This is a genomic window from Mycobacterium sp. D16Q13, assembly GCF_002013375.1.
Taxonomy (GTDB): Bacteria; Actinomycetota; Actinomycetes; order Mycobacteriales; family Mycobacteriaceae; genus Mycobacterium.
In genome coordinates this window covers 200,414-226,871 of sequence record NZ_MAEW01000001.1, presented here as the reverse complement: position 1 = coordinate 226,871, position 26,458 = coordinate 200,414, and the positions used below count along the sequence as shown (strand labels likewise).

General features: G+C 63.0%; 27 protein-coding genes and 1 tRNA gene. 17 read left to right on the top strand and 11 right to left on the bottom strand.

What is annotated here, in order from left to right:
• The first annotated feature begins 211 nt into the window (after positions 1-211).
• The 10 genes from B4400_RS01120 to B4400_RS01075 all read left to right on the top strand — a co-directional run bounded on the left by B4400_RS01120 (position 212) and on the right by B4400_RS01075 (position 11,993).
• Positions 212-1,732, top strand: coding sequence for a carboxylesterase/lipase family protein (locus B4400_RS01120; protein ID WP_078308800.1), 1,521 nt, complete (start codon positions 212-214; stop codon positions 1,730-1,732).
• 44 nt (positions 1,733-1,776) lie between these two features.
• Entirely contained in the window at positions 1,777-3,282 is a 1,506-nt protein-coding gene (locus B4400_RS01115; RefSeq protein ID WP_078308801.1) for a carboxylesterase/lipase family protein, read from the top strand.
• 26 nt (positions 3,283-3,308) lie between these two features.
• Positions 3,309-3,632: a YbjQ family protein gene (locus B4400_RS01110; protein ID WP_078296386.1), complete on the top strand. Its 324-nt coding sequence runs from the start codon at positions 3,309-3,311 to the stop codon at positions 3,630-3,632.
• 49 nt (positions 3,633-3,681) lie between these two features.
• A complete protein-coding gene (gene pgm, locus B4400_RS01105) occupies positions 3,682-5,313 on the top strand; it encodes a phosphoglucomutase (alpha-D-glucose-1,6-bisphosphate-dependent) (protein ID WP_078309007.1) in 1,632 nt (543 codons plus the stop codon).
• The gene (locus tag B4400_RS01100) at positions 5,310-6,584 is read left to right on the top strand and encodes an MFS transporter (protein ID WP_078308802.1); all 1,275 of its coding nucleotides are present in this window, start codon (positions 5,310-5,312) and stop codon (positions 6,582-6,584) included. The genes pgm and B4400_RS01100 overlap by 4 nt, the downstream gene beginning before the upstream one ends.
• A gap of 55 nt (positions 6,585-6,639) precedes the next feature.
• Positions 6,640-6,715, top strand: a tRNA-Ala gene (locus tag B4400_RS01095).
• A 353-nt stretch (positions 6,716-7,068) separates the two neighbouring features.
• On the top strand, positions 7,069-7,257 hold the full coding sequence (locus tag B4400_RS01090) for a hypothetical protein (protein ID WP_139361212.1): 189 nt from the start codon (positions 7,069-7,071) through the stop codon (positions 7,255-7,257).
• A 174-nt stretch (positions 7,258-7,431) separates the two neighbouring features.
• Positions 7,432-7,779 (top strand): hypothetical protein, encoded by a 348-nt coding sequence (locus B4400_RS01085; protein ID WP_078308804.1) that lies wholly within the window; start codon positions 7,432-7,434, stop codon positions 7,777-7,779.
• Positions 7,780-7,921: 142 nt separating this feature from the next.
• A complete protein-coding gene (locus B4400_RS25000; RefSeq protein WP_502688365.1) occupies positions 7,922-11,557 on the top strand; it encodes a DNA/RNA non-specific endonuclease in 3,636 nt (1,211 codons plus the stop codon).
• A gap of 19 nt (positions 11,558-11,576) precedes the next feature.
• The gene (locus B4400_RS01075) at positions 11,577-11,993 is read left to right on the top strand and encodes an immunity protein YezG family protein (RefSeq protein ID WP_139361211.1); all 417 of its coding nucleotides are present in this window, start codon (positions 11,577-11,579) and stop codon (positions 11,991-11,993) included.
• Between the two features lie 154 nt (positions 11,994-12,147).
• On the opposite strand, the gene B4400_RS01070 is transcribed toward B4400_RS01075, so the two are convergent.
• Entirely contained in the window at positions 12,148-12,672 is a 525-nt protein-coding gene (locus B4400_RS01070) for a hypothetical protein (protein WP_139361778.1), read from the bottom strand.
• 199 nt (positions 12,673-12,871) lie between these two features.
• On the opposite strand from B4400_RS01070, the gene B4400_RS01065 reads away from it, so the two are divergent.
• Entirely contained in the window at positions 12,872-13,699 is an 828-nt protein-coding gene (locus tag B4400_RS01065) for an N-acetylmuramoyl-L-alanine amidase-like domain-containing protein (RefSeq protein ID WP_078308808.1), read from the top strand.
• Between the two features lie 25 nt (positions 13,700-13,724).
• Here B4400_RS01065 and B4400_RS24255 read toward each other — a convergent pair whose 3' ends face one another.
• Positions 13,725-14,045: a hypothetical protein gene (locus B4400_RS24255; RefSeq protein ID WP_139360104.1), complete on the bottom strand. Its 321-nt coding sequence runs from the start codon at positions 14,043-14,045 to the stop codon at positions 13,725-13,727.
• 9 nt (positions 14,046-14,054) lie between these two features.
• Positions 14,055-14,711, bottom strand: a complete 657-nt coding sequence (locus tag B4400_RS01060; RefSeq protein ID WP_078308809.1) for an MspA family porin — start codon at positions 14,709-14,711, stop codon at positions 14,055-14,057.
• Between the two features lie 83 nt (positions 14,712-14,794).
• On the opposite strand from B4400_RS01060, the gene B4400_RS01055 reads away from it, so the two are divergent.
• Positions 14,795-15,265 (top strand): MarR family winged helix-turn-helix transcriptional regulator, encoded by a 471-nt coding sequence (locus B4400_RS01055; RefSeq protein WP_170914899.1) that lies wholly within the window; start codon positions 14,795-14,797, stop codon positions 15,263-15,265.
• On the opposite strand, the gene B4400_RS01050 is transcribed toward B4400_RS01055, so the two are convergent.
• From B4400_RS01050 to B4400_RS01035, 4 genes are all read right to left on the bottom strand, one after another.
• On the bottom strand, positions 15,266-15,790 hold the full coding sequence (locus B4400_RS01050; protein WP_078294309.1) for a hypothetical protein: 525 nt from the start codon (positions 15,788-15,790) through the stop codon (positions 15,266-15,268). It lies immediately after the preceding gene.
• A gap of 158 nt (positions 15,791-15,948) precedes the next feature.
• Positions 15,949-16,317: a SpoIIAA family protein gene (locus B4400_RS01045; RefSeq protein WP_078309008.1), complete on the bottom strand. Its 369-nt coding sequence runs from the start codon at positions 16,315-16,317 to the stop codon at positions 15,949-15,951.
• 51 nt (positions 16,318-16,368) lie between these two features.
• Positions 16,369-17,283, bottom strand: a complete 915-nt coding sequence (locus B4400_RS01040) for an MBL fold metallo-hydrolase (protein WP_078308811.1) — start codon at positions 17,281-17,283, stop codon at positions 16,369-16,371.
• Positions 17,284-17,403: 120 nt separating this feature from the next.
• Positions 17,404-18,447: an acyltransferase family protein gene (locus tag B4400_RS01035; RefSeq protein WP_078308812.1), complete on the bottom strand. Its 1,044-nt coding sequence runs from the start codon at positions 18,445-18,447 to the stop codon at positions 17,404-17,406.
• 299 nt (positions 18,448-18,746) lie between these two features.
• On the opposite strand from B4400_RS01035, the gene B4400_RS01030 reads away from it, so the two are divergent.
• From B4400_RS01030 to B4400_RS01020, 3 genes are all read left to right on the top strand, one after another.
• On the top strand, positions 18,747-19,496 hold the full coding sequence (locus tag B4400_RS01030; protein ID WP_078308813.1) for an SIR2 family NAD-dependent protein deacylase: 750 nt from the start codon (positions 18,747-18,749) through the stop codon (positions 19,494-19,496).
• A 27-nt stretch (positions 19,497-19,523) separates the two neighbouring features.
• Positions 19,524-20,396, top strand: a complete 873-nt coding sequence (locus tag B4400_RS01025) for a P1 family peptidase (protein ID WP_078308814.1) — start codon at positions 19,524-19,526, stop codon at positions 20,394-20,396.
• 209 nt (positions 20,397-20,605) lie between these two features.
• Entirely contained in the window at positions 20,606-21,523 is a 918-nt protein-coding gene (locus B4400_RS01020; protein ID WP_078308815.1) for an SDR family NAD(P)-dependent oxidoreductase, read from the top strand.
• 4 nt (positions 21,524-21,527) lie between these two features.
• Here the strand turns inward: B4400_RS01020 and B4400_RS01015 are convergent, their stop codons facing one another.
• The 4 genes from B4400_RS01015 to B4400_RS01000 form a co-directional block, all read right to left on the bottom strand.
• Positions 21,528-21,977: a pyrimidine dimer DNA glycosylase/endonuclease V gene (locus B4400_RS01015; RefSeq protein ID WP_078308816.1), complete on the bottom strand. Its 450-nt coding sequence runs from the start codon at positions 21,975-21,977 to the stop codon at positions 21,528-21,530.
• Between the two features lie 56 nt (positions 21,978-22,033).
• Positions 22,034-22,921 carry an SDR family NAD(P)-dependent oxidoreductase gene (locus B4400_RS01010; RefSeq protein WP_078308817.1) on the bottom strand — a complete coding sequence of 296 codons (888 nt, stop codon included), beginning with the start codon at positions 22,919-22,921 and terminating at the stop codon, positions 22,034-22,036.
• Positions 22,922-23,177: 256 nt separating this feature from the next.
• A complete protein-coding gene (locus B4400_RS24545) occupies positions 23,178-23,369 on the bottom strand; it encodes a PASTA domain-containing protein (protein ID WP_078309009.1) in 192 nt (63 codons plus the stop codon).
• Positions 23,370-23,479: 110 nt separating this feature from the next.
• Entirely contained in the window at positions 23,480-25,018 is a 1,539-nt protein-coding gene (locus B4400_RS01000; protein WP_078308818.1) for an acyl-CoA synthetase, read from the bottom strand.
• Between the two features lie 143 nt (positions 25,019-25,161).
• Here B4400_RS01000 and B4400_RS24245 point away from each other — a divergent pair, with 143 nt between their 5' ends.
• Positions 25,162-25,317 carry a hypothetical protein gene (locus B4400_RS24245; RefSeq protein ID WP_139361209.1) on the top strand — a complete coding sequence of 52 codons (156 nt, stop codon included), beginning with the start codon at positions 25,162-25,164 and terminating at the stop codon, positions 25,315-25,317.
• Between the two features lie 4 nt (positions 25,318-25,321).
• Positions 25,322-26,452, top strand: a complete 1,131-nt coding sequence (locus tag B4400_RS00995) for a YeiH family protein (RefSeq protein WP_078308819.1) — start codon at positions 25,322-25,324, stop codon at positions 26,450-26,452.
• Positions 26,453-26,458 lie beyond the last annotated feature (6 nt).

The following is a 26,458-nucleotide window of genomic DNA, read 5'->3' as shown; positions in this document are numbered from 1 at the left end:
CGTGACGATAGTGGCAGGTGGGGCCAATGTTGCTATTGGTGCATCGATAGGTATGTTCCCGTGACCGGTCCGAAATCCATCGAGTCGACGCCCGCCGATTTCTGAAGACCGCGATCAGTTATCTGATGGCGGGGGTGCCGCTGCTCACGAATTACCTGGATTTCCCCCGCAGGCAGCGCGATTGAGGTCGCGGACAGCTATCTTGACTGCCATGGCTTCAGGGTCGAAGACGCCCACTGTCCGCGTGCGCACTCCCCACGGAGTCGTTGAAGGCCTTGTGCGGGGAGGTGTGCGGCGCTTCCGGTCCATTCCCTACGCCCGCCCCCCGATCGGATTGCTGCGCCTGCGCGCACCGCAACCGGCTCTGCCGTGGGATGGCGTGCGCGACTGCACGGAATTCGGCGCGGCGGCCCCGCAGCAGCGCCGCTACCGGGTGCTGGGACCCGGACGCGTCCAGCGGGCCAGCGAGGACTGCTTGACGGTCAACGTCGTCACCCCGGACCGTCCGTCCAATGAGCCGCTGCCGGTCATGTTCTTCATCTACGGCGGCGGCTATCTGCTGGGCAGCTCGGCGACCCCGCTGTACGACGGCGGCTCGCTGACCCGGCGCGGGTGTGTCTACGTGTCGGTGAACTATCGGGTGGGCGCGCTGGGTGCCCTCGACCTATCCTCGTTGTCGAACACCGCCCACACCATCGATGGCAACTTGTTCCTGCGTGACGTCGTGCTGGCACTGCAGTGGGTGCGCGACAACATCACCGCATTCGGCGGCAATCCGGACAACGTGACAATCTTCGGGGAAAGCGCGGGCGCGCACTGCGTGGAGACCCTGATGGCGACCCCCGCCGCCGGGGGCCTGTTTCACCGTGCGATCTGCCAGAGCACCGCCAGCGGCATGGCAGTGCCCGCCGAATCGGCCGCGCTGTATGCGCAGAAGTTCGCGCACATCCTCGGTGCCACACCGGAAACTGCCGCGCAGACCGTGTTGCAGACAGCGCCCGCCGAACTCGGGGCGGCGCTCAACACCCTCATCGCCGATATCGTGGCGAACATGCCCGGCGGATCGTTCGCGATCGGTCCGTGCATCGACGGCCATTACCTGCCCCGGCACCCCATCGAGGCAATGGAACACGGTGAGGCACATCGTGTTCCGCTGATCGTTGGCCACAATGCCGATGAGGCCAAACTGTTCACCCGGGTCCTCAAGATGATGCCGCTGTCCGAGCCCGCACTGGAGGGAATGCTGATGCGCGGCGGGCCCGTCCATCGTGATCGCATCGTGGCGGCGTACCCGGGGTACCCGGCACGTTCCGCGCGCGTCAAGCTCGCCGGCGACATGAACTTCTCCACGGCGGCCTGGCAAATGGCCGAAGCCCACCATCGGTACGCGCCGGTGTACTTCTACCGGTACGACTACGCCCCCGGGGCGCTACGGATGGCCGGTATGGGCGCCACGCATGCCACAGAACTGCTCGCGGTGTTCGATAGTTACCGCGGGGCGATGGGCACGGTGATGGCCGGGGCCATCGGTCGCCGTGATGCCGTACGGGTTAGCAATGATGTGCAGCGACGCTGGCTTGCGTTCGCACGCAGTGGAATTCCCGGCGACGGCTGGCCCACCTACGAACCCCCGGATCGCGCGGTGATGGTGTTCGACCATGCCACCCGGGTGGAGCTGGACCCGGAGGTCACCAGGCGCGCGGCGTGGGAAGGCTTCAGTCTCACTCTCTGAACCAGGCATTGTGGGCCAACCGGTTGGTTACCTAGGATGTGCCGATGGCAAAGAAGCCCATCCGTATCAACACCGTCAACGGCACTGTCGAAGGATTCACCCGGGGCGGCGTGCACCGCTTCCGCGGGATTCCCTATGCGGAGCCGCCGGTGGGTCCGCTGCGCCTGCGTGCGCCGCGCCCGGCCGAGCCGTGGGTCGGGGTGCGCAAGTGCCGCACGTGGGGCGCCGCCTCCATTCAGCAGCATCGCTACGCCATCATCCTGCCGGGCAAGCCCCAGAAGCTCAGCGAGGATTGCCTGACCCTCAACGTGGTAGCTCCGGAGGGGCCGATCAGCGGGCCGCTGCCCGTCATGTTCTTCATCCATGGCGGCGGGTACTTCCTGGGAAGCTCGGCCACCCCGCTCTACGACGGTGCGAGCCTGGCACGGCAGGGATGCGTGTACGTCTCGGTCAACTACCGGCTGGGTGCCCTAGGCGCGCTGGATCTTTCGTCGCTGTCCGATGAGAAGCACGCCATTGACGGCAACCTGTACCTGCGTGACTTAGTGCTGGCGCTGCGGTGGGTGCACGACAACATCGGGGCGTTCGGGGGAGACCCGAACAATGTGACGATCTTCGGGGAGAGCGCCGGGTCACACGCGGTGAACACCCTGCTTGCGGTGCCCTCGGCGGCGGGTCTTTTCCACCGTGCCATCTGTCAGAGCACTGCCACCGGTCTCGTGGTCCGTCCCGAGGACGCCGCCGTCAATGCGCGCCAGTTCGCGGCGTACCTGGGTGCGAGCGACTCCAATGCCGCCGAAACCGTGCTGAGCGCCAAGCCGCGCGAGCTGGTCAAGGCCTTCTTCCGGTTGATGGGAACGGCCAAGCATGTTCCCGGACTATCGCTGCGGTTCGGGCCGAGCGTCGACGGCGATGTGCTGCCGTGGGACCCGAACGAGGCGATGGAACGCGGTGAGGCACATCGTGTTCCGCTCATCATCGGGTACAACGCCGAGGAGGCCACCCTCTTCACCAAGATGCTCAAGATTCTGCCGATCACTTCGAAGGCGCTCGAGCATTCCCTGTCCAAGGGCGGTCCCGAGTATGTGCAGCGGATCGTCAGCGGCTACGACGGCTACCCGTCGGAGAAGGCACTCCTGCAGCTAGCCGGTGACCTGGCGTTCGGGTCGGCGGCCTGGCGCGTCGCCGAAGCGCACGGCAGGCATGCGCCGGTCTACTTCTATCGGTACGACTACGCCACGCGCGCGCTGCGTCGTTACGGGCTGGGACCCACCCACGCCATCGAGTTGCTCGCCGTCTTCGGCACCTATCGAACCGTGGCGGCGCCGTTCCTGGCGGGACGCGGTGATCGCGCCCAGGCACGCGCCGTCAGTGACGAGATGCAAAGGCATTGGCTCACCTTCGCGCGTACCGGGGCGCCCGGTGAGGGCTGGCCGACCTATACGGTGCCGGACCGCCAGGTGCTGATCATCGACAGCCCCTCACGGGTGGAGAGCGACCCCGATGGTGATCGGCGCCCGCTCTGGCGGGACGTCGCCTCCATCGCCTAGCGCACGCACGGCGGTACGTTGGGCCCATGATCATCGTGACGAGCAATGACATCCCCGGATACAAGATCGCCGCGGTATTTGGCGAGGTCTTCGGCCTGACGGTGCGGTCGCGGCACATCGGTTCGAACCTTGCCGCCTCCTTCAAATCCATCGCCGGTGGGGAGCTCAAAGGCATCACTGCGCTGCTGCACGAGAGCCGTCGTGAGGCGCTGTCGCGGCTGGCCGCCGAGGCAGAGTCACGCGGCGCCAACGCCGTGGTCGCGTTCCGATTCGAGACCACCGAGTACGCCAACACGGGCGTCGAGGTGTGTGCGTACGGGACCGCCGTCGGCATCCAGCCCCTCCAATAGCGGCCGTTCGGTAAGACACGGTTCACCTGATCCGGGCAGAATCGTGCGGGTGAGCAATGCGCGCGCCGGACAGCCGGCCCAGCCGGAAGACCTCATCGACATCGCCCATGTGGTGACCGCGTACTACGCGATAAAGCCTGACCCGGCGAACGTCGCACAGCAGGTCGCCTTCGGGACCTCGGGGCACCGCGGGTCCAGCCTTGACGGCGCCTTCAACGAGGCGCATATCGTCGCCACCACCGCGGCGATCGTCGAGTACCGGGCCTCGCAGGGCATCACCGGGCCGCTGTTCATCGGCCGCGATACCCATGCACTCTCCGAGCCTGCATGGACGAGCGCGCTAGAGGTACTGCACGCGAACGATGTTGTGGTGGCTGTGGATTCGCGAGACCGATACACGCCGACCCCGGCGGTGAGTCATGCCATCTTGCGGCACAACCACGGTAAGACGACTGGGTTGGCCGACGGGATCGTCGTCACCCCATCGCATAACCCTCCCCGGGACGGCGGATTCAAGTACAACCCGCCGCATGGCGGGCCTGCCGACACCGATGCCACGGGCGCGATTGCTGCCCGCGCCAACGAGATTCTGCGCTCGGGATGGCGCTCGGTGAAGCGGGTCTCGTTGGCGCAGGCGCTGAAATCCGCGCAGCGGTACGATTTTCAGCAGACGTATGTGGACGATCTGATCAATGTCGTCGACCTCGACGTCATCAAGAACGCCGGAATCCGGATAGGTGCCGACCCGCTGGGCGGGGCCAGCGTCGACTACTGGGCCGCGATCGCCGACCGCTGGTCGCTGGAGCTGACCGTGGTGAACCCGCTGGTGGACGCCACCTGGAGGTTCATGACCCTGGACCACGACGGCAAGATCCGGATGGACTGCTCTTCGCCGGACGCGATGGCCTCGCTGGTGGCCTCGCGGGACAAGTACCAGATCGCGACGGGGAACGACGCCGATTCGGATCGCCACGGCATCGTGACTCCCGATGCGGGCCTGATGAACCCCAACCACTACCTGGCGGTGGCCATCGACTACCTGTTCAGTCACCGTGATGGCTGGGCCGCCGAGACCGCGGTGGGCAAGACCCTGGTGAGCTCGTCGATCATAGACCGGGTGGTGGCGGGATTGGGCCGTACGTTGCTCGAAGTGCCGGTCGGATTCAAGTGGTTTGTGGACGGGTTGATAGGCGGGACAATAGGTTTCGGCGGTGAGGAGAGTGCCGGGGCCTCCTTCTTGCGCCGCGACGGGTCGGTGTGGACCACCGACAAGGACGGCATCATCGCCGCGCTGCTCGCCTCGGAGATACTGGCGGTCACCGGAGCCACACCATCGCAGCGGTACGCCGCGCTGACCGAGAAGTACGGCGCCCCAACGTATGCCCGCGTGGATGCGCCCGCGAGTCGCGAACAGAAGTCGATACTGGGCAAGCTCTCGCCCGAGCAGGTGAGCGCCACCGAGCTGGCCGGTGAGCCCATCGTCGCCAAGCTGACCAACGCGCCCGGCAATGGGGCACCGATCGGCGGGCTCAAGGTTGTCACCGAAAATGCCTGGTTCGCGGCGCGGCCATCGGGCACCGAGGATGTATACAAGATCTATGCAGAATCATTCAAGGGTGCCGAGCACTTGAGCCAGGTACAAGATGCCGCACGGGAGGTTGTCTCGGCGGTCATCGGTTGAGTGGCTGTCCCGACTACAACGCAGATGTCGCAGCGGTAAAACCGCGCCTGCCGTGGGAGATATGGGTTCTGGTTGTCGCGAGCCTGGTGATCGCGCTCGGGTTCGGTGTGGTGGCGCCCGCGCTGCCGCAGTATGCCCGTAGCTTCGGAGTGAGCGTGACCGCGGCGACCGCGGTGGTGAGCTCGTTCGCCGCATTCCGGTTGGTGTTCGCACCCGCCGCCGGAGCACTGGTGCAGCGGCTGGGGGAGCGCTGGATCTACATGAGTGGACTGCTGATCGTCGCGGTATCGACCGGCATCTGCGCCTTCGTGCATAGCTATTGGCAGCTCTTGGTGTTCCGGTCGCTCGGTGGTGTGGGCTCCACGATGTTCACCGTGTCGGCAGCCGCGCTGCTGGTGCGCATCGCGCCCGAAGAGATTCGCGGACGTGCCCAGGGGTTGTATGGGTCGAGTTTTCTGCTCGGCATGGTGGCCGGGCCGGCCTTGGGCAGTGCCGTTGTGGGGCTGAGTCTTTCGGCGCCTTTCATCATCTATGCGGCGGCGCTGGTGGTTGTCGTCGTGCTGGTCTACTTTGGGCTGCGGCGTTCCACCCTGTTGGAGGTCGCCGACGAACATCACGGCACTCCGGTGACGTTGAAGTCCGCACTGCACCATCGGACGTTCCTGGCCGCCCTGATGTCGAATTTCAGTGCGGGCTGGGCGATCTTTGGGATCCGTGGTGCGCTGTTGCCACTGTTTGTGATCGAGGCGCTGCACCAGCGACCGGGCGCTGCCGGACTGGTGTTCGCGGCGTTCGCGGCGGGGGACGTGTCCACGGCCTTCCTGGCGGGCTCGTGGTCCGATGACATCGGGCGTAAGCCGCTGGTGGTCGCGGGGCTAGTGGTGTGCGGGTCGACCGTGGTCGCGATGGGCTTTGTGTCGTCGCTGCCGCTGCTCATCGTGCTCTCGCTCATCGGGGGGATTGGTGCGGGGCTGTATGCCTCCCCGCAGCAGGCCGCCGTGGCCGATGTGGTGGGCAGCAGGGGCAGGGCAGGGACAGCGTTGGCCACCTTCCAGATGACCTCCGATATCGGGCTGGTGATCGGGCCCGTGGTCGCTGGGGTGATCGTCGAGCACGCGTCCTATGGGTGGGCGTTCGTGGTGGGAGGCGCGATGCCGCTGATCGCGGCGGTGGCGTGGATCTTTGCACCCGAGACGCTGGGGAGACTTGCGTCACCGCAGGTTAGGAGTATGCAGGAAGTAGCAGAGGATGTTGGTGGGCCGGAGCGCTGAGATTTTGAGAGCCCGTCGCCGTGGTGTAACTTCGTCCGAGCACACAACTAAACATGGGGCTATGGCGCAGCTGGTAGCGCACCACACTGGCAGTGTGGGGGTCAGGGGTTCGAGTCCCCTTAGCTCCACCAAAGAGGCGATCTTCGAACCCTTGACCGTGGAATGCGTGGTCAAGGCGAGGTCAGCCTTTCCTGGTTGGATCAATTCTGGTTTTTGTTCTGCGGTGGCTATCAGTTCGATGATTTCAGTCTGTTCGGCGGATTTGATGATCGGTTCGCCATCTGTGCTGTCGAGCAGGATGCGCTCGAAATATGCCTGGTTTAAGTCGCGGCGGGTTGCCTCGGGCGCGTACTTGTATGCGTCCGAGCAGCGTCCGAGTAGATCGAGCGCTGTGTTGATGACTTTGGCATGATCGATATTCGTTGATGTCAATGAGGTCATCTGGTGTTTGAGCTGGCTGAGTTGGATGGCGAGGGTGGCCTGTTTGATCAGCCGAAGCCGGACCAATCCCGATGTCGTCAACCACACGATCATGCTGCCCGGAATCGGCGGCGACCTTGTCGAATGGCATCTCAGCGCCATCGGTTACTTGGCCATACTCGACACCATGATCGAAATCGACTCCGACTACTCGCCGCCTGCATCTCTGGGGTCGCGTGCGCGGACACAGTGAGTCAAGTTGGCGTTTCGACCAACGCTAACGTCTCGATGATCCCCGCGAAGATGACCGGACTCGTGTAGAACAATCCGAGCGGTAGGAACGCGCGGCGGTGGCCGCACTTCTGGACAAAGGACGAAAGCTTGGATCTGCTAGCTGGCCCACGTACGGCAGGAAGGCGCCCTACCAATGTCGACCTCATTATTGGATCCGACGTTCCTCGCTCTCTTGGAAAACCTGGATCTGTTCATAGCGCAAGAGATCACTCCGGGTGAATTCGAGACTCGGTTCATGCAAGGAAATGGCAAGCTGCTCCGTCAAACCATGGATGGGTACAAGTTCAGCTACGACACGTACATGAATCTGTTCTATGTAGTTGACGATTACGTTGAGCACCTTGATCTGCGCACTGAGCCCGAAGACCTGGGCGATGACGATCTGCGTGAAGCAGCTGTCGCAGCGCGTGCAGGTTTTAACGATGAGCTTGCTGCATTGAGACTCGATTCCTACGGCCACCCGTTAACAGACTTCCACTGACAGTCCTACCTGCCCGGTTGGCATGGCTGATCTGCGCTTGCAGTCCCATCGGAGACTGTTTGCCATTGCCCGGCGAGAAGTTGTCACAGGCTGCGCGTAGGCTGTCGGCAACAGATTGCTTCTTACTTCGTCGGGGATGCTAATGACAACATCTGAGCTGCAGGTAATGCCTGCGCCAGCAACGAATCAGGTAGGTAACCAGGATCGTGCACGTCAGTTGGCCGCAGTTGCAGCTGGTGTCGTCCTTCTGGTTGCTTCAGTGGCTGGATTGCACCACCTGCACCGCGCAGGCGACCAATTCGGGGAGCTGATCACCTGGAGCCTGCTGCTGTTGGGGCTGTTTACCGCGCTGGGTGGCGGGGTGAAGCTGATCATGTGGGGTCTGCGGCCGGTGATTGCGGCAGCGTTCAGCTCAGCCAAGGAACGGTTGTCTGACCCAGTTCAGGCAGTCCTTGCCTCGCTGGCGGTGATCGCCGGCGTGCTGGGGATGTGGTGGAGCTTCCGTGGCGGCTACAGCGCATGGTGGCAGCAGATCACCGGCGAGGCCGGCTGGTCGCTGATCTCCGGTGTGGGGCAGATGCTCGTAGCGGTCCTAGCCGGGGCGGCACTGTTCACGAGTGGCAAGTACTTGTTTGGTTTGGCGCGGGAAGTGGTGACTGGTGTCGATGATGCTGGGGCACACCGTAATCAGCCGCAAAAGAACCAGGACGAGTCGTTGTGGCATCCCGGGCTGGTCGCTGCTCTGATAGGTGGCGGACTTGGTTTGGTGCTGCTCACTGCTGGTATCACACCCCGGCTGTACGTGTGGATCACCGGTCCGCAGGTTCTGCCCGCCGCGGGCGCAATCGCCCTGGTGCTGCTGGTGGCAATCTTCTCGAATCTGGGTTGGTGGAAGGGCTTGGCTGGCCTGTACAAGTGGGCCACCACTGCCTCTCAGAAGGCCACCGCGACAGCGGGTGTCATCGCGGTATTGATGTTCTCTGCAAGCGGACTGGGTCTGGGCTGGTTCACTCCGGCGACCGTGCCGCAGGCTCATGCGGCGTGCCCGCCGGATTGTGGTGGTCCGGGCGGTAGCGACGGTCCTCCTGGGGGTGGTCAGATGTTTCAGCCGCCAAGTCAGGGTGGGCCGCAGATGCCCGATTATCAGGGCGGTATTAATCAGCCGCCGCTGGATCAAAATGGCTCGATATCGATCTATAACACTCAGGCACCGTCGGTCAGCAACAACGGCGTTAATGGGGCCAATGGGCAACAGGGTCCTCAGCAAGGGTGGGATCAGCCCGCGCACGGCACTCAGGTCCCGGATTATCAGAACGCGACGCCGTATACCCAAGGACCAGGCAGGCCGAATCCGGATTTCAACGGCGGACAAGCCAACCCCGGCAGCAACGCGGGATCGCAAGGCGGACAGTCGAACCAGGGTATCCCGAACCAGCAGCCGCCGGCCAACCAGGGCACCCAGCAGGCGCCTTCTCAGAACGTAAACCAGCAGCCGCCTCAGAATCAGCCGCCCCAGCAGAACACGGAGCAGCCGAATCAGTCCGATCGGCAGCGCATCGATGAGTTGACGCGGCAGTTGCAGGAGAAACAGCAGCAGTCCGGTCAGGATCGCCAGCGCATCGACGACCTGACCAAACAGCTGCAGCAGCAGAACAAACCGAACCAGAAACAGCAGCAACTGCCGAAGTTTCCGTCCAAGGACAAGAAGAAAGAGGAGGACCAGCAGAAGGATCGCGACGATCAGTCGCAGAACACCGACCTGGCATCGCTGCTGCTCGGTGCGGCTTCTTCGCGGCGCCGTAAGGAAGATGATCAGCAGCAGCCCCAACAGCAGCAGAAGGGCCCGGATACTCAGGCGTTGACGCAAGACGGTATGCAAGCGGCACAAGGGCTTCCTGGGGATATCCAGACGTATGTGCAGTCGGGGCAGCAGATCGGCGAATCGTCTGGTCAAGCCGCGCAAGGCTTCGGGTCTGCGGCTCAGGCTGGTGCCTCGCTGGCTTCGTCCGCGCAGTCCGGGGCAGTCAATCCGCAGGACGCGATCACGTTGGTACAGGGCATATCCCAGGGTGTGCAAGGAACAGCCGATGCCATTAACGCGGGCAGCCAGATCGTGAAAACCGCTCAGGGAGAAGCAGATCAGGTTGCGCAGGCGGTCGGGGATGCCAACCCGCAACTCAAGCCGCAGATGGATCAGGCTCGGCAGCTCAACCAGCAAGCCGGACAGATTACTGATCTCGTGGGGCAAGGATCGCAGCTCACCTCGCAAGGCGCGGGTGCTGTCAATACCGCCTCCAGCCTGGGCACATCCGGCATGCCTGACACCTCCGGCGCAACGGATGCGTTGTCGGGGACCACTACCGAGGTCTCTCAGATCAAGCCGATTGAGTTCCAGTCCGGCCCGGTTCCTCAGGATGTTCCCAAGCCTCCACCGGCACCGTCGAATGGTTCGGTGCAAGCCCTTGATAGCAGCACACCCACGCCTGCGCCTAAGCCAGGCGAACCGGGCTTTATCGGCCCGGTCGAGGCACGTGGGCAAGGTCCGACAAGTGGCCAGGTCGGTAATGAGTACCTGAATCCGACGGCAAGGCCGGGACATCCGGTGCTGTGGCCCGATGGTTCGCGTTCGGAGATGAGTCAGTCGGGGCTGTTGTCACTCACTGGACCTGACGGTAATCCGTTGATGCCTGCGCGCCAGGTCCCGCTGCAGGCCCCGACTGCGTCGAGTAGTGAGCTGCTCGATTTCGGGCCAGGGCTTAGCTATTCGGGGGACAAGACACCCGTGTCCGGCTTTGCCGGGATCACCCAGCGCCAGCTGGTCGATCAGTACGGGGTGCCGCAAGGGAAGATGTCGTTCAACGCGGACGGCACTCCGGGTGTTATGGACCGCGGGCAGATGCGAGTGGTGGACAGCAACAACAAGCATCAGTGGTTCTGGCCCAATGGTGCTGTCGCTGACCAGATGTGGCCCGGTAAGACCCAACCGCTGCTGGGCGACTTCGACAAGGACGTTAACTTCCTGGCCAACATGATCGTGCCCGCCGACTCTGCCGTAAACCTGACGCACTGGGAAGACATCAGCACTGGCCAGAAGATTCTCTCCACTGCTGATGTGGTGTTCAGCGTCCCCGGTGTCGGAATGGTCGGCAAGATCGGAACCAAGTTCTACCGGTTGTTCAAGCCTGCCGAAGAGGCTGCCAACGCCGTGAAGCCTGCCGCGGAGGCAGCCACCAAAACAACCACGGGGGCGATCAACACCGCCACCGATACGGGCAGTGCCGCAAGCAACGTAGCCACCAAAGAGCTCAGTTCCGGCAGCAAGGGCAACTGGTCCAAGGAGCTGAACAACCCTGCCGCGAACACCAAGTACGTCATCGACGGAAAACACACCTTCATGACTGATGACCTCGGCCGAGTGACCCGCGTCGAAGGCAAGATCGACAGCCTCGCCAAGGCCGATCGCAACAGTTACCAGCAGGGAGTGGCCGGCCGCGGTGACCGGCTCCCCGGCGACGAAGGCGGACATTTCATCGCCTCCATGTTCGGTGGACCCGGCGAGGGCATCAATCTGACTGCTATGAGCGCCAACCTCAACAGCAAAGGTGCCCGAGAATTCGGAAAAATTGAGGACGAATGGCGAAAAATTGTTGAAAGCGGCGGCACTGTTAACCCCACCTTTCAGGTCTCCTATCCCGAAAACTCTTTACGCCCAAGTCAATACGTAGTAAGTTGGGTTGACCAAGCCGGGGGAATGCAGCAGAGGTTCCTGTCAAACTGATTGGATTTGGAATACTAGCGTGGATATAGAAAGAATTAAAGAACTCCAGACCAGGATTGCCGAACTAACCTATCGAGGCATCAGCAATCCTGCGTGGAAATCTGCGGCCTTGGATTTCATGGAGGCTAGCGTGATAAGCAGCGTCAAGTTCCATCTGACGATGCCGGATGGAAGCGTGAAACAGGAGTTTGCTCCTAGTAATCAGGCATGCACCGAATTTGGGGAACTCCGCGAGCTGATGGCTACGCCCGAGCATGGAACATGGCTGTCGGCCACTCTCACATTGACGCGTGAAGGTAATTTCAGTTATGACTTCAACTATGACAACAAGCCCAATTGGGGATCTCCCGAACCGACGGTAGATGCATTTATCGAAGACTTAGAAAAGTATCCGCGTCCTGAATCCGAAATTCCCGATTGGTACCCGCGCAGTTGAAGTAGGAATTCACCCCGTGGCATCTTAAGGGCGCTGTGTTGATCATTTTCGCGGTCTGTCGACGCTCTGGTTGAAGTGGCCGATCACATTACGGCACCAAAAAGCTCTTAGATCAGTTGAGGAATCTCGGCGCAGACCTTGTAGTTGAGCATCGTCAGCTCCTCTCATCGAGCGGTCTACTTTGTCTGAGAAGGCGCCGCAGTAACCGTGTTTGGCGCGCCAGTCGTGCACGCGCGACCCCCAAGCCCAGGAGTTTCCCCCCGATCAAGATGGCGAAAAATCCTGCCGAGATCAGGGCCCATTGAGCCAGGGACGGTGTGGGCAGCAGGTCAGTCAGGAGTACTGCGGGCCAGAACACCAGATACAGCAATCCGAGTGCTGCGCCCTCGCCGCATCCGCAGGTGGACAACAACTGGGACAAACGCCGCTCAAGCTGTTGGCGCACGTCGGGGTCCACTCCGCTCACCTTGAGCTGCACTCGTACTGCACGGGGCCTGACCAATGCCCTGGGAAGCCTGTGCAGATCTTCCTCGCTGCGAATCACATACTTCGTCGCTTTGCCGGTCTCTCCGATGGCTCTGGCCACCGGCGTACCGGCGTCGACTGTTCCGTGTCCTGGTACCACGCCGCCACGTCCTTCCTTCTCTGTCAGGCTCTGTCGAGTTCGTGGAGTCAGCATGAGTCCGGACTGCTACGCAGCGATCGCGTAGTGCGGTACCTGAATCCGGAACTGGGGCCGGCTGGGGCATCCATGTCCACAGAAGTGGGACAGCGAAGGAGATTCCGTTGGTTGTGTGATGATGGGCTATCCGGGACGGTCGAATGGATAGTGCACCAACCGAATTCCGGATCAGTTAGCCACGTGAAAGGCATAAGTCATGACCGCGACGATGCGCCGAGCTCTGGACCGGCTTCGCTTCTGCCTGTTGGTATTGCTGGTACTGATCTGTGCGTTGTGCGTCTCTCCCGTTGCCTCGGCTGACGCCGTGCATATCAGCCCGGAGAACGAACGCCGACTCCAAGGGCTGCTCGCTGAGCGCAACCGCCTTGCGGCCGAGAATCCCGCGGGGCTGAGTGCCGCGGTGTCGGCCCTTTTTCTGCATGTGCCGTACGGCGCCGACACCCTGATCGGATCAGCCTCCGTCCCTGAGCAGTTGGTCGTAGAACTCACTCGCGTGGACTGCTTCACATATGCCGACTATGTCGAAGCACTGAAGCGGTCCGGTAACAGCGCCGATTTCATCGCCCAGCTGACGCAGATCCGTTATCGCGGAGGCGATGTCAGCTTCGCGCAGCGCCGTCACTTCTTCACCGATTGGGCTGCCGATGCGCCCGTTAACGCCACCGATGTGACGGCAAGCCTCGGGGCGCCTGCGGAGCAGGTCGCCAAGACGCTCAACCTGAAGGATTCCGGCGGCAGTTATCTACCGGGGCTTCCGCCACGGCCGCGCACGGTCGCCTATTTGCCGAGTGCCCGTGTGTCCGATGGTGTCATCGCCAATCTTCACGACGGTGACTACCTCGGTGCCTACGCGAGGGCCGGCGGGCTCGACGTCACGCATGTAGGAATCTTCCTGCACACACCGGGTGGGCCGGTATTGCGCAACGCCTCGTCCTTGCGGGCCAACAACCAAGTCGTCGATACTCCGCTGCGGGAGTATCTGGGTACGGTCCCGGGAATTGTTGTGCTGCGGCCGACTCGATGAGGTGTGCACCGGCGCTGGCCCCTGACTAAGGAGTGGGGCTCAGGGAATCGGCCGACGTCTGTACTCCAGAGATCCCGCGAGCGGCGTTGGCCGGGGCCGGTGCTGCGGGGTTCAGGGTGTCCGCCGATACGGATACTCCCGAGCGTCCTGGAGGTAGCAGCGGAACTCCGATCGCCGCAGGGTATCCCGGTGGCCCGTACTGCAACGCCCCGATCACTGGTGGGGGTGGGGGCGTTATCGGGCCGGGGTCGGCGTGTGCGGTGCCCGAACCCGTGAACGACAGCAATGCGGTGACCACGAGCAAGGTGGCACTGCCATGCCGGGGAATTGTGTTGAACAGAAACATCTATCGCTCCTAGTTCAGGACGTAGGGGTCGCCGTAGACGGACAGTTGTGTTTGTTGAACCGCACTCGCGACCGCGAACGTCGCATAGGAGCGCACTGTCACTGGCCCGCCGCAGGCATCCACTTTCAGGTGGACGTCTTGCATATCCAGTCGCCCTACACCTGCCGTCACCGGCATGGTGCCCATCGCGACGGTGGTGATCACGCCTGGCTGCAGGTCGGTCTGCACAAAGCCGCCGATCGCCCCCGTGCCGCCCACCTGCACTCCCGGCTGGCCGCTGATGGTGGCCCCGACCGATCCCGCCAACTGCCCCGTGCCGCCAATCTGAAGACCCTGTGACACGTCGATCTGGCAGCCGACTTGGTAACCCGCGACGAAGTTGGCCGCGGTGACGGGATTGCTGCCATGGCCGCCGATGTTCGCCTGCGCGGACAGTGTCATGAACGCCTCGCGAGAGTTCTGTGCACCGGCCAGGTTCGGGACCGCGTTGATCACCTCGCCCGAGAGAGCAACTGACAGGTTCCAGCCGTCGAAGGTTGTCCGCTGGCTGGATTGCGGGGCCATCTCGACAGGCGCGGCCCAGCCGGATGCCGATGTCGCGAGGGCGCACCCGATCGCCACCGCGGTCGCCCCGGCGATCCAACCGGAGCGCTTCGATCCATCCATGATGGCTACCTTTCATCAAATCGTTTGATTGAGACTAATGATTTGATTAAAGCAGATGATCAAGATTGATGTACTGTTGGGCCATGACCGAGTTCCCGCCGGAGGATCACCCCAGGCCAGCGGGGTTGTTCGGCCCACTGTTCGAGATCCTTCTGCGTCGTATGCATGTCGAAGTGGCTGCCGTACTGGGTGAGCACGCACTGCGGCTACTGCATATGGGTGTGCTCAACGTCTTGGACGCGGCCGGTAAGCAGTCGCAGGCGGACCTCGCCGACGCCTTGCGGGTAGACAAGACCACGATGGTCGGGCTTCTGAACGATCTGGAAGCTGTTGGCTTCATCGAGCGGCAGCGGTCCCCGGAGGACCGCCGCCGTCACGATGTGGTCATGACTCCGCTCGGAAAGCGCCGGTACGCCGAGATAGTCGAGGCGCTCAGGGGGGCAGAGGCCCGGGTGCTATCCGCCTTGAGTCCAACGCAGCGATGTGAACTGTTCGTCCTGCTCGAAAAGGCTTTCCTGGCGGAGTCCGGGGACGCCGGGGTCGACGGGGATTGATCAGGTGAGGCCGGTGACGAACCGGATTCTGCCCTGCACCGTGATGTGGTAGCTGATTCGGTGGATCACCGCGTCGCTGTCGCGGACGGCCAAATCTACGAGCAGGCCGTCGAACAGACTTTGGAGCGTCTGCCCGGGTTGCAGTCCGATGCCGGTCCGTGTCCGGAAACGCCAACGGTCGACGGCGAATCCCGCGTCTATCGCCTGATGCCGATCGAAGATCGAACTCAGGGTCGCGAAGGGAATGGCGCTGTCCACCTGGAACCATGGGAAGGCCCCTGCCGGAATGGGGATGTTGTGCCGCGTCGTGATCGCCTTGAACGCATCGCTCATGTTCGGGGAGATCAACGCTTGGTTCCGCGACCAGTCGACGCTGCTTTGTCCGGGCATGTTGACGATGGCCACGCCGTTTGTCTGGAAGACGAAGCGCTGATCGGCGATCGAGGCCGGCTGTTGTTCGTTGACCGCCAGCGCCGCCGGAGTAAAGAAGTGCGACTGACTTTCGAAGTTCGGAATGAGGACCATGGTGCACACGCCTTCCGTCACTGGATGAATGTCCTTCCAGCGCAGGGCCGTTGCTGCAGATCTGGTCTCGTTTCCGGCCGAACGTTGGTGATGCGACGGTATGGACTCAGGGAGGCTGTGGGCGCGAGTAGTGCACTACCCGATTTCGGCTTGTGGTGTCAGCGTGCGGCCCACGTTTTCGCGCGATCCAGCTCGTCGAGGCCGAACAACGCGATCTCACCGGGAACCATCCACGCGAGCGCGTGCAAGGTGTGCGCTACCCATTCCTTGTCGGTCACCACCGCGATCTTCTTGAAGGCCGAATGATGCTGGAAGAGCATCCCGAAGCCCAGCTTCAGGTCTTCGGCGAGCCCACCGGGGCCAAAGCCTTCGTAGTCGCTCGCGATGACCTCAACGATCCGTAGCTCGTCGGATGTCAGTGATTGTTCGATAGTCGGTGCGAACTCGCGTAGCTCGCCGCCGGCCAACTTGCCGGAGACGCGGAATCCGACTACGCCCTCGGGCATATCGGTCAATGTTTCGATCACCGTTCCATCGTGCCAATCTTTGAGAGCCACGCAAGGGCCGTCGGTAACGGGTCAGTAATCCCAGGTGGCCGGTATGCAGCGGAACGCGTCGCCCGCAGTGGCCACATGACACACGGATGGGAAGGGCAGATGGGTGGCCACCATCGCCTCGCCGGTCGATGCCAGCTCCCGCAAGAGGTGCACTCGCACCCGGGCGGCCTCCTCGGGATCATGCTCAAAGCCGTTGTGCCACTCCGGGTTATCGAACCCGGGTGCAAACACGGCATCTCCCGCGAACGTCAGCTTCTGCCCGCGTGACTCCAGACGGACCACGCTGTGCCCGGGGGTGTGACCACCAGTGCGGGAGATGAGCACTCCCGGGGCCACCTCGTGCTCCGTCTCAAACGTCTGCAGCTGGCCGTGATAGCGGTCCAAGAACTGCGTGGCGACCCTGCGCAACACGTCCGGAATCGGCTCCGGCATGGTGACGCGCGAGAAATCGGGTGCCACCCAGAACTCGGCTTCTGCGGTCGCCGCGTGGACCCGCAGGTTCGGACGCAGCCGTTGCTTCAGACCCTCTGTGAGCAGCCCACCGACGTGGTCCATGTGCATATGGGTGAGCACCACGTCAGTCACGGACGCCAGATCGACGCCGGCGGCCTCCAATCGCGCGACCGTCTGCCCCGCTCGCGGGAAGTCCGGGAATTCGAGACCCAGCCCGGCGTCGACGAGAATGGTCTGATCGCCGCTACGTACCACGACAACATTGAGTGGCCAGTCCACGACCTCGGGCGGCAGGAACATGCCATCGAGCCAGCCTGCCAGCTCGGCCGGGTCGGCATTGGTGGCCAATGTCGAGGCGGTAATCGGCAGCACTCCATCGCTGATCACCAGCACCTCGATATCGCCGACGTCTACCGCGTACCGCGAGGGAACCAACTCGTCCACCCCGAGGCCGCCGAGGTGTGTGGTGTTGTCCAAGGTCATGTCTTCTCCTGCTGGCTGTGTGGGCTGGGTTCCGATCAAGATCAGCTTTGCGGCCCGGACGTCGATGCGAACCCTTGGAAGTCCGTAGTCCGTGATCGGCCCCTACGACAGCTGCTTCCGTCAGGGCACGGGCGTGCGCCTGAACCGAGCCTTAAGTGCCATCGCATGCTTTTCGACGGCGAACCAGCTCAGCGCCGCCAGCGGCAGAGTCACCGCAGTGGCAATCAAGAAGAACAGGAATGGCGGTAGCACTGCGAGTCCCGCGACGGCCAACAGCTGCTGGATGGGAAAGGCGTAGATGTAGACGCCGTAGGACAGGTCATTACGTAGGTTGAGCCTTCTGTCGTGAATGAGGGCGCCGGAGGCGATCACCACGTATGCCAGCGGCAGCGCGCCAATGACTCGATAGTTGTGGGTCAGCCCGGAGAGTGCAAGAACGCCAACGCATATCGCGACGAGAGGCCATCGGGCGGGGAGGACGTCTCGATACTGGTACAACAGTGCCCCTGCCGCGAACATCAGCGCAAACCGTGCCACCATCTGCGGAATGGTCTCCATCGCGAAGACCGGGTACGACAGATATGCTGCGGCGCAGAGGAACAACATAAACGCGGCGGGAATGACCCAGCGCCGCTTGAGCATCCCCAGCACTCCCAAGACGGCTACCGCTATGTAGCAGAAGAATTCGAAGATGAGTGTCCAGATAGACCCGTTCCAAATGCCCGGCCACGGGATGTCGCGTGGTGTTCCATCGATACCGCCGTAGAACACATTCAGTACGGCGTTGTTGAGGAAGTACTCAAGCGGTTTAAGGGAACCCATCAATCTCGCTGCGGAGCCGCCCTGGATGGCGACGCTCATGGGCGCGATGATGAACGCGGTAATCGCCAGGCATACCCACAATCCGGGGAAGATACGCAACGCGCGGGCGACGAAGTAGTCACGCGGACTGGGATGTCGCATCCAGCTCGCGGTGATGAGGAACCCCGACAACGCAAAAAAGCCGTCGACTCCTACCTGCGCGAGCAGCCCTTCGTACGCGGGGAAGGGCAGTCGGTGTCCCGTCAGCGGCCAGGAATGCCACAAGATGACGGTGGTCGCCAACGCGAGTCGCCACGCGTTGAGCGCGTTCTGTCGAGGATCGAATGCTTGTCCGAGAGTCATGAGACCCCCTGCGTAGACCTAGCCGCTTACCCAGAAGAGTGGCGTTATCGAACTATGTGGTGGATGCTCGCGCCCGTTGTGGTGGCCCGGACCCGTCGTGATCTAGCGTCTGGCGTGGTTCGCTACGAATCTTCCTGGCGGACCGGCATGCCAACCTGGTGCAGCCATGTCGGCCCCCTCGTGATCGTGATGAGCGCACCATACGCCCAATCAAGATCACGGATGTCGATTTCGGGGCCAGATAATTGGAAAATGCCCATTTTCGATCCGAATAGTCGATATGGGCGAGAATTTGTTCGATGAGACAGGTACAGGTCCCCGACGCACTGTTGGCGGCAGCGACGAAAGCGCGCACCGTCTTGGTGCTCACCGGCGCAGGCATGTCCGCGGAGAGTGGGTTGCCGACGTTCCGCGATGCCCAGACAGGACTGTGGTCGAAGTACGACCCGATGACTCTGGCCACGCCGGAAGCGTGGAACGAGGACGCCGGGCTGGTATGGGCGTGGTACCAGAATCGGCGTATCCAGCTGATGGCGGTGCAGCCCAACGACGGTCACCGCGCGCTGGCGCAGTGGGGATCTCATCGCGACGTCCGGATCGTCACCCAGAACGTCGATGACCTTCACGAGCGCGCGGGCAGTGCGGAGGTCACCCACGTTCACGGCAGCCTGCTCAAATCACATTGCGACATCTGCCTGACCGGTTTCGACGTGAGCATCGCTGCTCCCGAATCCGAGCGGGTCGCACCACCCGAGTGTGACTGCGGCGGAAAAGTCCGGCCGAGCATCGTGTGGTTCGGTGAGATGCTGCCGGAGGTCGAGTTCGGTCATGCCGTCGCGCATGCGCAGAACTGTGAATTGATGCTGCTCATCGGGACCTCCGGCATCGTGTATCCGGCGGCTGGGCTGCCGCAGCTGGCACTGAGTCGCGGGGCGACGGTTGTCGAGATCAACCCACAGGAGACCGACCTGTCCGACCGTGCGGATCTCGTCTGGCGGGCCACGGCTGCCACTGCGCTGCCGGCTCTGGTGGAGGCGCTTTCGTTGTAGCGGACGGGCTGAGTACCGTTGGGCTGTATGGGAAACACGCGAAGCATCGGCATCCCTCGGGTAGGTGTGGGGCACTGGACCAATGAGGCGGCCGAGACCGGCTGTACCGTCGTTTCCCTGCCTCCGGACACATGCGCATCCTGTGAGGTGCGCGGTGGCGCGCCCGCCTCCCGCGAGCTCGCCGCATTGGCTCCGGACAAGTCGGTCGTCGCGATCGACGCGGTGGTACTGACGGGCGGTTCGGCCTTCGGGCTCGCGGCCGCCGACGGCGCCATGCGGTTCTTCGAGGAGTCGGGCAGGGGAGTGCCGACACCGGGCGGGCTTGTCCCGGTGATCCCCACGCTCGCGCTCTTCGATCTGGCGGTCGGAGCGGCATCGGTTCGGCCGTCCGCGGATGACGGATACGCGGCGGCACGAGACTCGGCCGACGGACAGCACTTCCAGGTTGGGCGAGTCGGCGCAGGTACGGGTGCCTACACCTCGCACTGGCGCGGCCCGGAGGGACGTCGGCATGGCGGTATCCGGTACGCCGAGGTCGCCGCACAGGGGGTGATCGTCGGCGCGCTGGTGGCCGTGAACGCCTACGGCGACATCGACCTGGGTGGGCAGGACGTATCGCTCGATTCGGTGGCTGTCCTGTCTGAGGTTTTCGGGTTTGGCGCTTCACGTCAACACACCACAATTGGTGTGGTCGTCACCAACGCCCAGCTCGACAAGGTGAGCTGCCATATCGTCAGCCAGGGCGCACACGACGGGCTATCGCGTGCGATCACGCCGCCGCACACGCGATTTGACGGTGACGCCTTCGTGGTCGCCGCGACCGGGCAGGTGCCGGCCCATGTCGATGTGGTGCGGTTGATGGCCCTCGACGCAGTGGCGCGCGCGATTCGTTCGGGCTAAACGCGCACATAGGTGCCCGGCTACGAGCGACAGGCCGAAGCTTCGAGGCAAGCTTGTCGCTCATAGTCGGGCATTAGCCGGTGGTCTACCGCAGTCGCGCCCCAGACCTCCGCGCGCCCTAGCTCGCCCTTGCATGGGTTACGTTATTTCAGATAACGTAACTGCCGAGGCGGTGATTCGGCTCAACGTCGCGATGAATGGAGCAGTCAATGAATGACATTCGATTCGACGGGCGGGTGGCGATCGTGACCGGTGCGGGCGGCGGGCTCGGGCGCGAATACGCGCTGCTGCTGGCGGGCCGGGGGGCCAAGGTCGTGGTCAACGACATCGGAACGCCCGACGAGCTTCTCGGCACGGGTAACTCTGATACCCCTGCCAGTTCGGTGGTCGCCGAGATTCACGCGCTTGGCGGTGAAGCGATCGCGGACACGAACACCGTCGCCACAGGAGATGGTGGACGCGCCATCGTGGGTACCGCGCTGGACGCGTGGGGGCGAGTCGACATCGTCATCAATAACGCGGGAATCATTGGGCCCATCAAGACATTCGCCGAGCTCACCGACGAGGACGTCGACACCGTGCTCGGCGTTCAGCTGCTTGGACCGTTCAACGTGTTGCGTCCGGCGTGGAAGGCGATGGTCGCTCAGGGATACGGACGGATCCTGAACATCTCCTCCGGCAGCATGTTCGGGCAGGGCGAGGCCTGCACCTATCCCACCGCCAAGGCCGGAATGGTTGGTATGACTACCAATCTCGGGCTGGCAGGACCGGCGTACGGCATCAAGGTGAACGCACTGCTTCCGGTCGGATTCACGCGGATGGTGGAGAACATGCCCGAACCGGCGCTCAGCTGGCTTCGCGAGACGTTTCCCGCAGGAGCCGTCGCACCGGTCGCGGTCTTTCTGGTGTCCGAAGATGTGCCCTGTTCCGGTATTAGCTTCAGTGCCGGCGGCGGGAGATTCGCGCGGGTCTTCCTCGGTGAAGCGCAGGGGGTTACCTCAGCGCAGCTCACCATCGAAAAGGTGCGCGACACATTCAAGGCGGCGATGGAAACGGATGGAGCCGTCACCATCGCCAACGTCGGTGACGAACTCGCGCTCTATGCGGCAAACCTTTCCGCGACGTAACACCTCACGCGGGGTAGGAGGGCAGGACCTTCTCCCAACTTTCGATCTCACCACGTACTGCCCGGAAGATGGGATGGGGGCACAGCCTCGACGGGTTGTCGACCGCGAGGAAGGACGGATCACGTTGCGTCAGTTTGATATCCAGAAGCCATCGTTCGTAGTCCAGCTGTCCGCGATGAACATTGATCAACGGTTCGAGCGCGGCGGCGGGCACACCGATCAATTCCCGGTTAAACCGATAACCGCGCCGGTCGGCCTCATCGACGAGGCCGACCAGGTATGCGCCGATTCCGTCGAGCGGCTGTTCCAGCGATCTGAACCGGTGCAGCTGCGGGTGGTTACGGTATCCGCGCGTGCGTCCTTGCAACACCTTTTGGGCCAGGAGTGTTTCCCGCCAGCACGCGACCAGCCCCTTGGCATCGAGGTTGCATGGATGGAGAGACCACAGTCGCATGCCTTCTCTGTACCCGAAGACGGCTGGGCGGGCCACACAGTATTGAGGTGGCGGTTCTACAGATTCACCAACTCGCGCGACCGTCGCCACAGCTCTTCTTGTGTCTGCTGGTTCGAACGGATCCGGACGGCGGGCAGCACGCCGAGGCCGGGGGTCGATGTGAAGAACTTTCCGCTGACCGTCGCGAGGTCATCATCGAGCACCAACCGGATGCCCATCCGGGCTCCCTGATCGGGGCGGCGCACGAACGGTGTACGGGAGGCCAGGCTTGCCGCCGTAGTGAGGATGCGACTGTCCCGAACCAGGCCGCTCGAGACCATGCCCGGGCAAAAGCAATTGGCCGTCACGCCGGTGCCCTCCAGCCGCCGCGCGAGTTCCTGGGTGAACAAGATATTCATCAGCTTGGACTGCCCGTACCGGACCTCGGAGCCGACCGCGTGGTAGCGGCGTGGCTCTGCGAATCGGTCCAGGTCGATGCGTGGCCACGATCGGTGCGCCTCGGACGCGGTGATGACAATGCGCGCCTGACCTGTGGCGATGATTGGCTCGAGCAGCAGGTTGGTCAACAGAAACGGCCCAAGGTGGTTGGTTGCCGTCATCAGGTCAAAGCCGTCCACGCTGGGCTTGCCCGATAGGGAGTGCATGCCGGCGTTGTTCACCAGCGTGTTGATCCGGGGGTGTGTCTCGGCGATTTCGCGGGCTGCCGCGCGCACCGAATCGAGGTCGGCAAGATCGGCCTGGATGTACTCCGGCGCCGTGATCGCGCCGTTCTCGGCCGCCAGTTCACGGACGGTTTGGGCGGCCTTGTCGGGGTCTCTGGCAAGGAGCGTCAGCAGCGCACCGCGCCGCACCAGTGCACGGGCAATCTCCTTCCCAATCCCATTGGTCGCACCGGTGATGACGATCCGCGAACCGGCGATGGGGCGATCTGGATACGTGCTCATGACCCTCCTCATTGAGTGAACTCATCACATTCAGATACATGCAGCATGCGAATGCTGTGAGCATTACAACTGGGTGCTGCCATGTCAAGGGCGCCGATGGACCCACGGGGGAGCTACTCGCGCGGGCCCGGGACTCCGTCAGTAGCTCGCCGTGAGGGGTCGAATGGTCAGACAACAGACCGCCGGGCAATGCATGTCATTCTCGCGCCCGCCAGGGGCGGCGAGGGAGGCAACACGTGAATAGTGTTGCCGTGCGTTAGATTCCGAAGGTCAGAGTGATCTTGGCGCCCGGCTCAAGGTGAGCTCCGGCCGCGGGATCTTGCGTGACGATCCGGGATTTCTGATTGGCGTCGTTGACCGGAACCTCTTTGGTCGCGACGCTCACTCTGCCCAACTTGCGCAAAATCGGGTTCACGTCGGTCCACTGCAACCCGACCAGCTGGGGCATGATGCCCGGTTGAATCGATGGGGCGGTGGTACTCGATGGTCCTTCCTGAGTGGCGGGTGTCGAGCATCCTGCGAGCAGCCCCCCGGCGATGCAGATCGCGGCCACTATTCTCATCGAGCCCCTTCCCAATACTTCTGGCGCAGCAGTCCTTTGGCCAGCTTACCGGTGGGGGTGCGCGGAAGGGTATCGGTGAAGTCAAAGCTGCGGGGCACCTTGTATCGGGCGATGCGCTCGCGCAGGAACTCGGTGAGCTCGGCGGCGAGAGCGTCCTGATCTGCTGACGAGTCGGCGGGCTGTACGACAGCCTTGACCGATTCGCCCATCTCGGCATCGGGCACCCCGATGACGGCGACATCCAACACCTCAGGGTGTAGTGCCAGGGAATTCTCGATCTCCTGGGGGTAGATGTTGACGCCCCCGGAGATGATCATGAACGCCTTGCGGTCGGTGAGATACAGGAATCCGTCCTCGTCGACGTACCCGATATCGCCTGTCGTCGTCCAGGTGCTGTGCTTGGGATGGCAAGCGCTACGGGTCTTTTCGTCGTCATTGTGATACGCGAACGGCAGCTCCTCGCGTTCGAAGTACACCAGTCCGGCCTCGCTGGTGGGCAGTTCGGCACCCTCTTCGTCGCAGATGTGCAGCACTCCGAGCGCGGGGCTGCCGACCGAACCCGGGCGTTTGAGCCAGTTCTCGCAGTCGATAAATGTGACGCCGTTGCCTTCGGTCGACGAGTAGTACTCGTAGAGAATCGGTCCCCACCAGTCGATCATCGAATGCTTGACCTCGACCGGGCATGGCGCGGCGGCGTGGATTGCGACCTTCAGGGTGGAGACGTCGTACTGATCACGGATTTCCTTGGGCAACTTAAGCATCCGCACGAACATCGTGGGCACCCACTGGCTGTGGGTGATGCGGTATCGCCCGATCGCGGCCAGGGCGGCCTCGGGATCGAAACGCTCCATCACCACCACGGTGCCGCCCATCGATTGCACGAAACCGGAGAAGCGCAGGGGGGCGGCGTGATACGCGGGAGCGGGGGACAGGTAGACCGTGTCGGTGTCGAAGCCGTACAGGTGTGCGAAGAGCATGGACAGCGGGCTGGGCTCGTCGACTTGCCGGTCCGTCAGCGGCATCTTGATTCCCTTAGGGCGTCCAGTGGTTCCCGAGGAATACAACATGTCCGATCCCGCGGGCTGGGAGGGCAACGGTTCGGGAGCGGCGCCGGCGAGGGCGTCTTCGTACGAGTCGTAGCCGGTCACTTCTCCGCCGAAAGCGAGACGCAGCCTCACTGCCGGGATATCCCCGAGAAGCGCTGCCGCCTGTTCCCGCACACCAGCGGAGGCGACGAGTGCGGTGGATCCGGAGTCGTTGATGATGTAGCTGATTTCCGCGGGGGCCAGATGATGATTCACCGCGGTGATGTAGAGGCCCGACCGCAGGGCCGCCCAATACACGACGAACACCTCGGGGACGTTGTCACTGAGCAGAGCGACATGATCGCCCGTGCGCAGCCCGCTGTCATACCAATGCCGGGCAAGCCGCCGGGACTGCTCGTCCAAGTCTCCGTAGGTGAGCGTGAGTCCGGAGCCTGCCATCACGACGGCGGGCTTGTCGGGGAACTGGGCGGCATGGGTACCTGGATACACGGACGAGGACCTTCCGACGGCGTTGTCTGCGGGCGTCGTCGACTGTACTTGACAGGGTGTCAAGTTTGATGCCGCGCCCCGCCTCGACTCAATACGAGCGGATGTCTTGTGAGCCTGGTGGCGCCCCACGAAGATTCTGGTCCGTGACCGACGAACAGTCCGGCGCCACGGCACCTGCTGATGGCCAGCCCGCAACCTCTCTCATCGTGCGCATCGGCGTCGACTGGTGGGCAACCATCATCGCCGGTGTGATCGCTCTACTCGCGGTGGCCAATGTGCTGCCCAAGATTCCGTGGTGACCCGATGACTTCAAAGACCGAGACGCAGTCCGCCGACGAGGCGTACGAAAACCCCGAGGCGAGCTTCACCTCCAGCCGTCCTCTCGACTACATACCCGGCATCCTGCTGCTCATCGGCGTGGGCCTGCTGGGCAAGTATGCGCAGATCTGGTGGAAAGACCTGGCGAAGGCGCAGCATTGGACCGTCCCAGACATTGAATACGTGTTGTGGGCCATCGTGATTGGCCTGCTGATCACCAATACCATCGGGTTGCACCGCATCTTCCGGCCCGGCGTACAGACGTACGAGTTCTGGCTCAAGATCGGCATCGTCGCGCTGGGTGCACGATTCGTTCTGGGTGATGTTCTCAAACTGGGCGGTACCAGCCTGGTGCAGATCCTGATCGACATGACGGTGGCGGGCACCATTATTCTGCTGGCGGCCAAATGGTTTGGGCTGAGCGGCAAGCTGGGATCGCTGCTGGCCATCGGAACCTCGATCTGCGGGGTGTCGGCCATCGTCGCGGCCAAAGGCGCCATCCGGGCGCGCAATTCGGACGTCAGCTATGCCATCGCCGCCATTCTCGCGCTCGGCGCGGTGGCGCTGTTCACTCTGCCGGCGATCGGCCACGGGCTCGGCCTGACCGATTACGAGTTCGGTCTGTGGGCCGGCCTGGCCGTCGACAACACCGCTGAGACCGTCGCCACCGGACGTATCTACTCCGAGCATGCCGGTGACATCGCGACGGTGGTCAAGTCCACGCGCAACGCGCTCATCGGATTCGTGGTGCTCGGGTTCGCGCTGTACTGGGCGGCTCGTGGTGAGGCAGACACGCTCGCGCCGGGGATCAAGGCCAAGGCCGCGTTCGTATGGGACAAGTTCCCGAAGTTCGTGCTGGGCTTCCTGGCGGTATCCACCGTGGTCACCCTCGGATGGCTGACCAAGGGCCAAGTCAACAACCTCGTGAACGTCTCGAAGTGGGCCTTCCTGTTGACCTTCGCCGGGGTGGGACTGAACACCAACTTCCGCGAGATCGCCCGCAGCGGCTGGCGCCCGCTCGTGGTCGCGGTGATCGGTCTCGTGGTCGTGGCGGCGGTATCTCTGGGCCTGGTTCTGTTGACCTCACGGGTGTTCGGGTGGGGAGCGCACGTATAGATCCGG

Coding starts and splice junctions, on each gene's coding strand:
- B4400_RS01120 (WP_078308800.1), top strand. CDS start 212: ATGGCTTCAGGGTCGAAGACGCCCACTGTCCGCGTGCGCACTCCCCAC.
- B4400_RS01115 (WP_078308801.1), top strand. CDS start 1,777: ATGGCAAAGAAGCCCATCCGTATCAACACCGTCAACGGCACTGTCGAA.
- B4400_RS01110 (WP_078296386.1), top strand. CDS start 3,309: ATGATCATCGTGACGAGCAATGACATCCCCGGATACAAGATCGCCGCG.
- B4400_RS01085 (WP_078308804.1), top strand. CDS start 7,432: ATGTCGACCTCATTATTGGATCCGACGTTCCTCGCTCTCTTGGAAAAC.
- B4400_RS25000 (WP_502688365.1), top strand. CDS start 7,922: ATGACAACATCTGAGCTGCAGGTAATGCCTGCGCCAGCAACGAATCAG.
- B4400_RS01070 (WP_139361778.1), bottom strand. CDS start 12,672: ATGCTGACTCCACGAACTCGACAGAGCCTGACAGAGAAGGAAGGACGT.
- B4400_RS01065 (WP_078308808.1), top strand. CDS start 12,872: ATGACCGCGACGATGCGCCGAGCTCTGGACCGGCTTCGCTTCTGCCTG.
- B4400_RS24255 (WP_139360104.1), bottom strand. CDS start 14,045: ATGTTTCTGTTCAACACAATTCCCCGGCATGGCAGTGCCACCTTGCTC.
- B4400_RS01060 (WP_078308809.1), bottom strand. CDS start 14,711: ATGGATGGATCGAAGCGCTCCGGTTGGATCGCCGGGGCGACCGCGGTG.
- B4400_RS01055 (WP_170914899.1), top strand. CDS start 14,795: ATGACCGAGTTCCCGCCGGAGGATCACCCCAGGCCAGCGGGGTTGTTC.
- B4400_RS01050 (WP_078294309.1), bottom strand. CDS start 15,790: ATGGTCCTCATTCCGAACTTCGAAAGTCAGTCGCACTTCTTTACTCCG.
- B4400_RS01040 (WP_078308811.1), bottom strand. CDS start 17,283: ATGACCTTGGACAACACCACACACCTCGGCGGCCTCGGGGTGGACGAG.
- B4400_RS01035 (WP_078308812.1), bottom strand. CDS start 18,447: ATGACTCTCGGACAAGCATTCGATCCTCGACAGAACGCGCTCAACGCG.
- B4400_RS01030 (WP_078308813.1), top strand. CDS start 18,747: ATGAGACAGGTACAGGTCCCCGACGCACTGTTGGCGGCAGCGACGAAA.
- B4400_RS01025 (WP_078308814.1), top strand. CDS start 19,524: ATGGGAAACACGCGAAGCATCGGCATCCCTCGGGTAGGTGTGGGGCAC.
- B4400_RS01020 (WP_078308815.1), top strand. CDS start 20,606: ATGAATGACATTCGATTCGACGGGCGGGTGGCGATCGTGACCGGTGCG.
- B4400_RS01015 (WP_078308816.1), bottom strand. CDS start 21,977: ATGCGACTGTGGTCTCTCCATCCATGCAACCTCGATGCCAAGGGGCTG.
- B4400_RS01010 (WP_078308817.1), bottom strand. CDS start 22,921: ATGAGCACGTATCCAGATCGCCCCATCGCCGGTTCGCGGATCGTCATC.
- B4400_RS24545 (WP_078309009.1), bottom strand. CDS start 23,369: ATGCCCCAGCTGGTCGGGTTGCAGTGGACCGACGTGAACCCGATTTTG.
- B4400_RS00995 (WP_078308819.1), top strand. CDS start 25,322: ATGACTTCAAAGACCGAGACGCAGTCCGCCGACGAGGCGTACGAAAAC.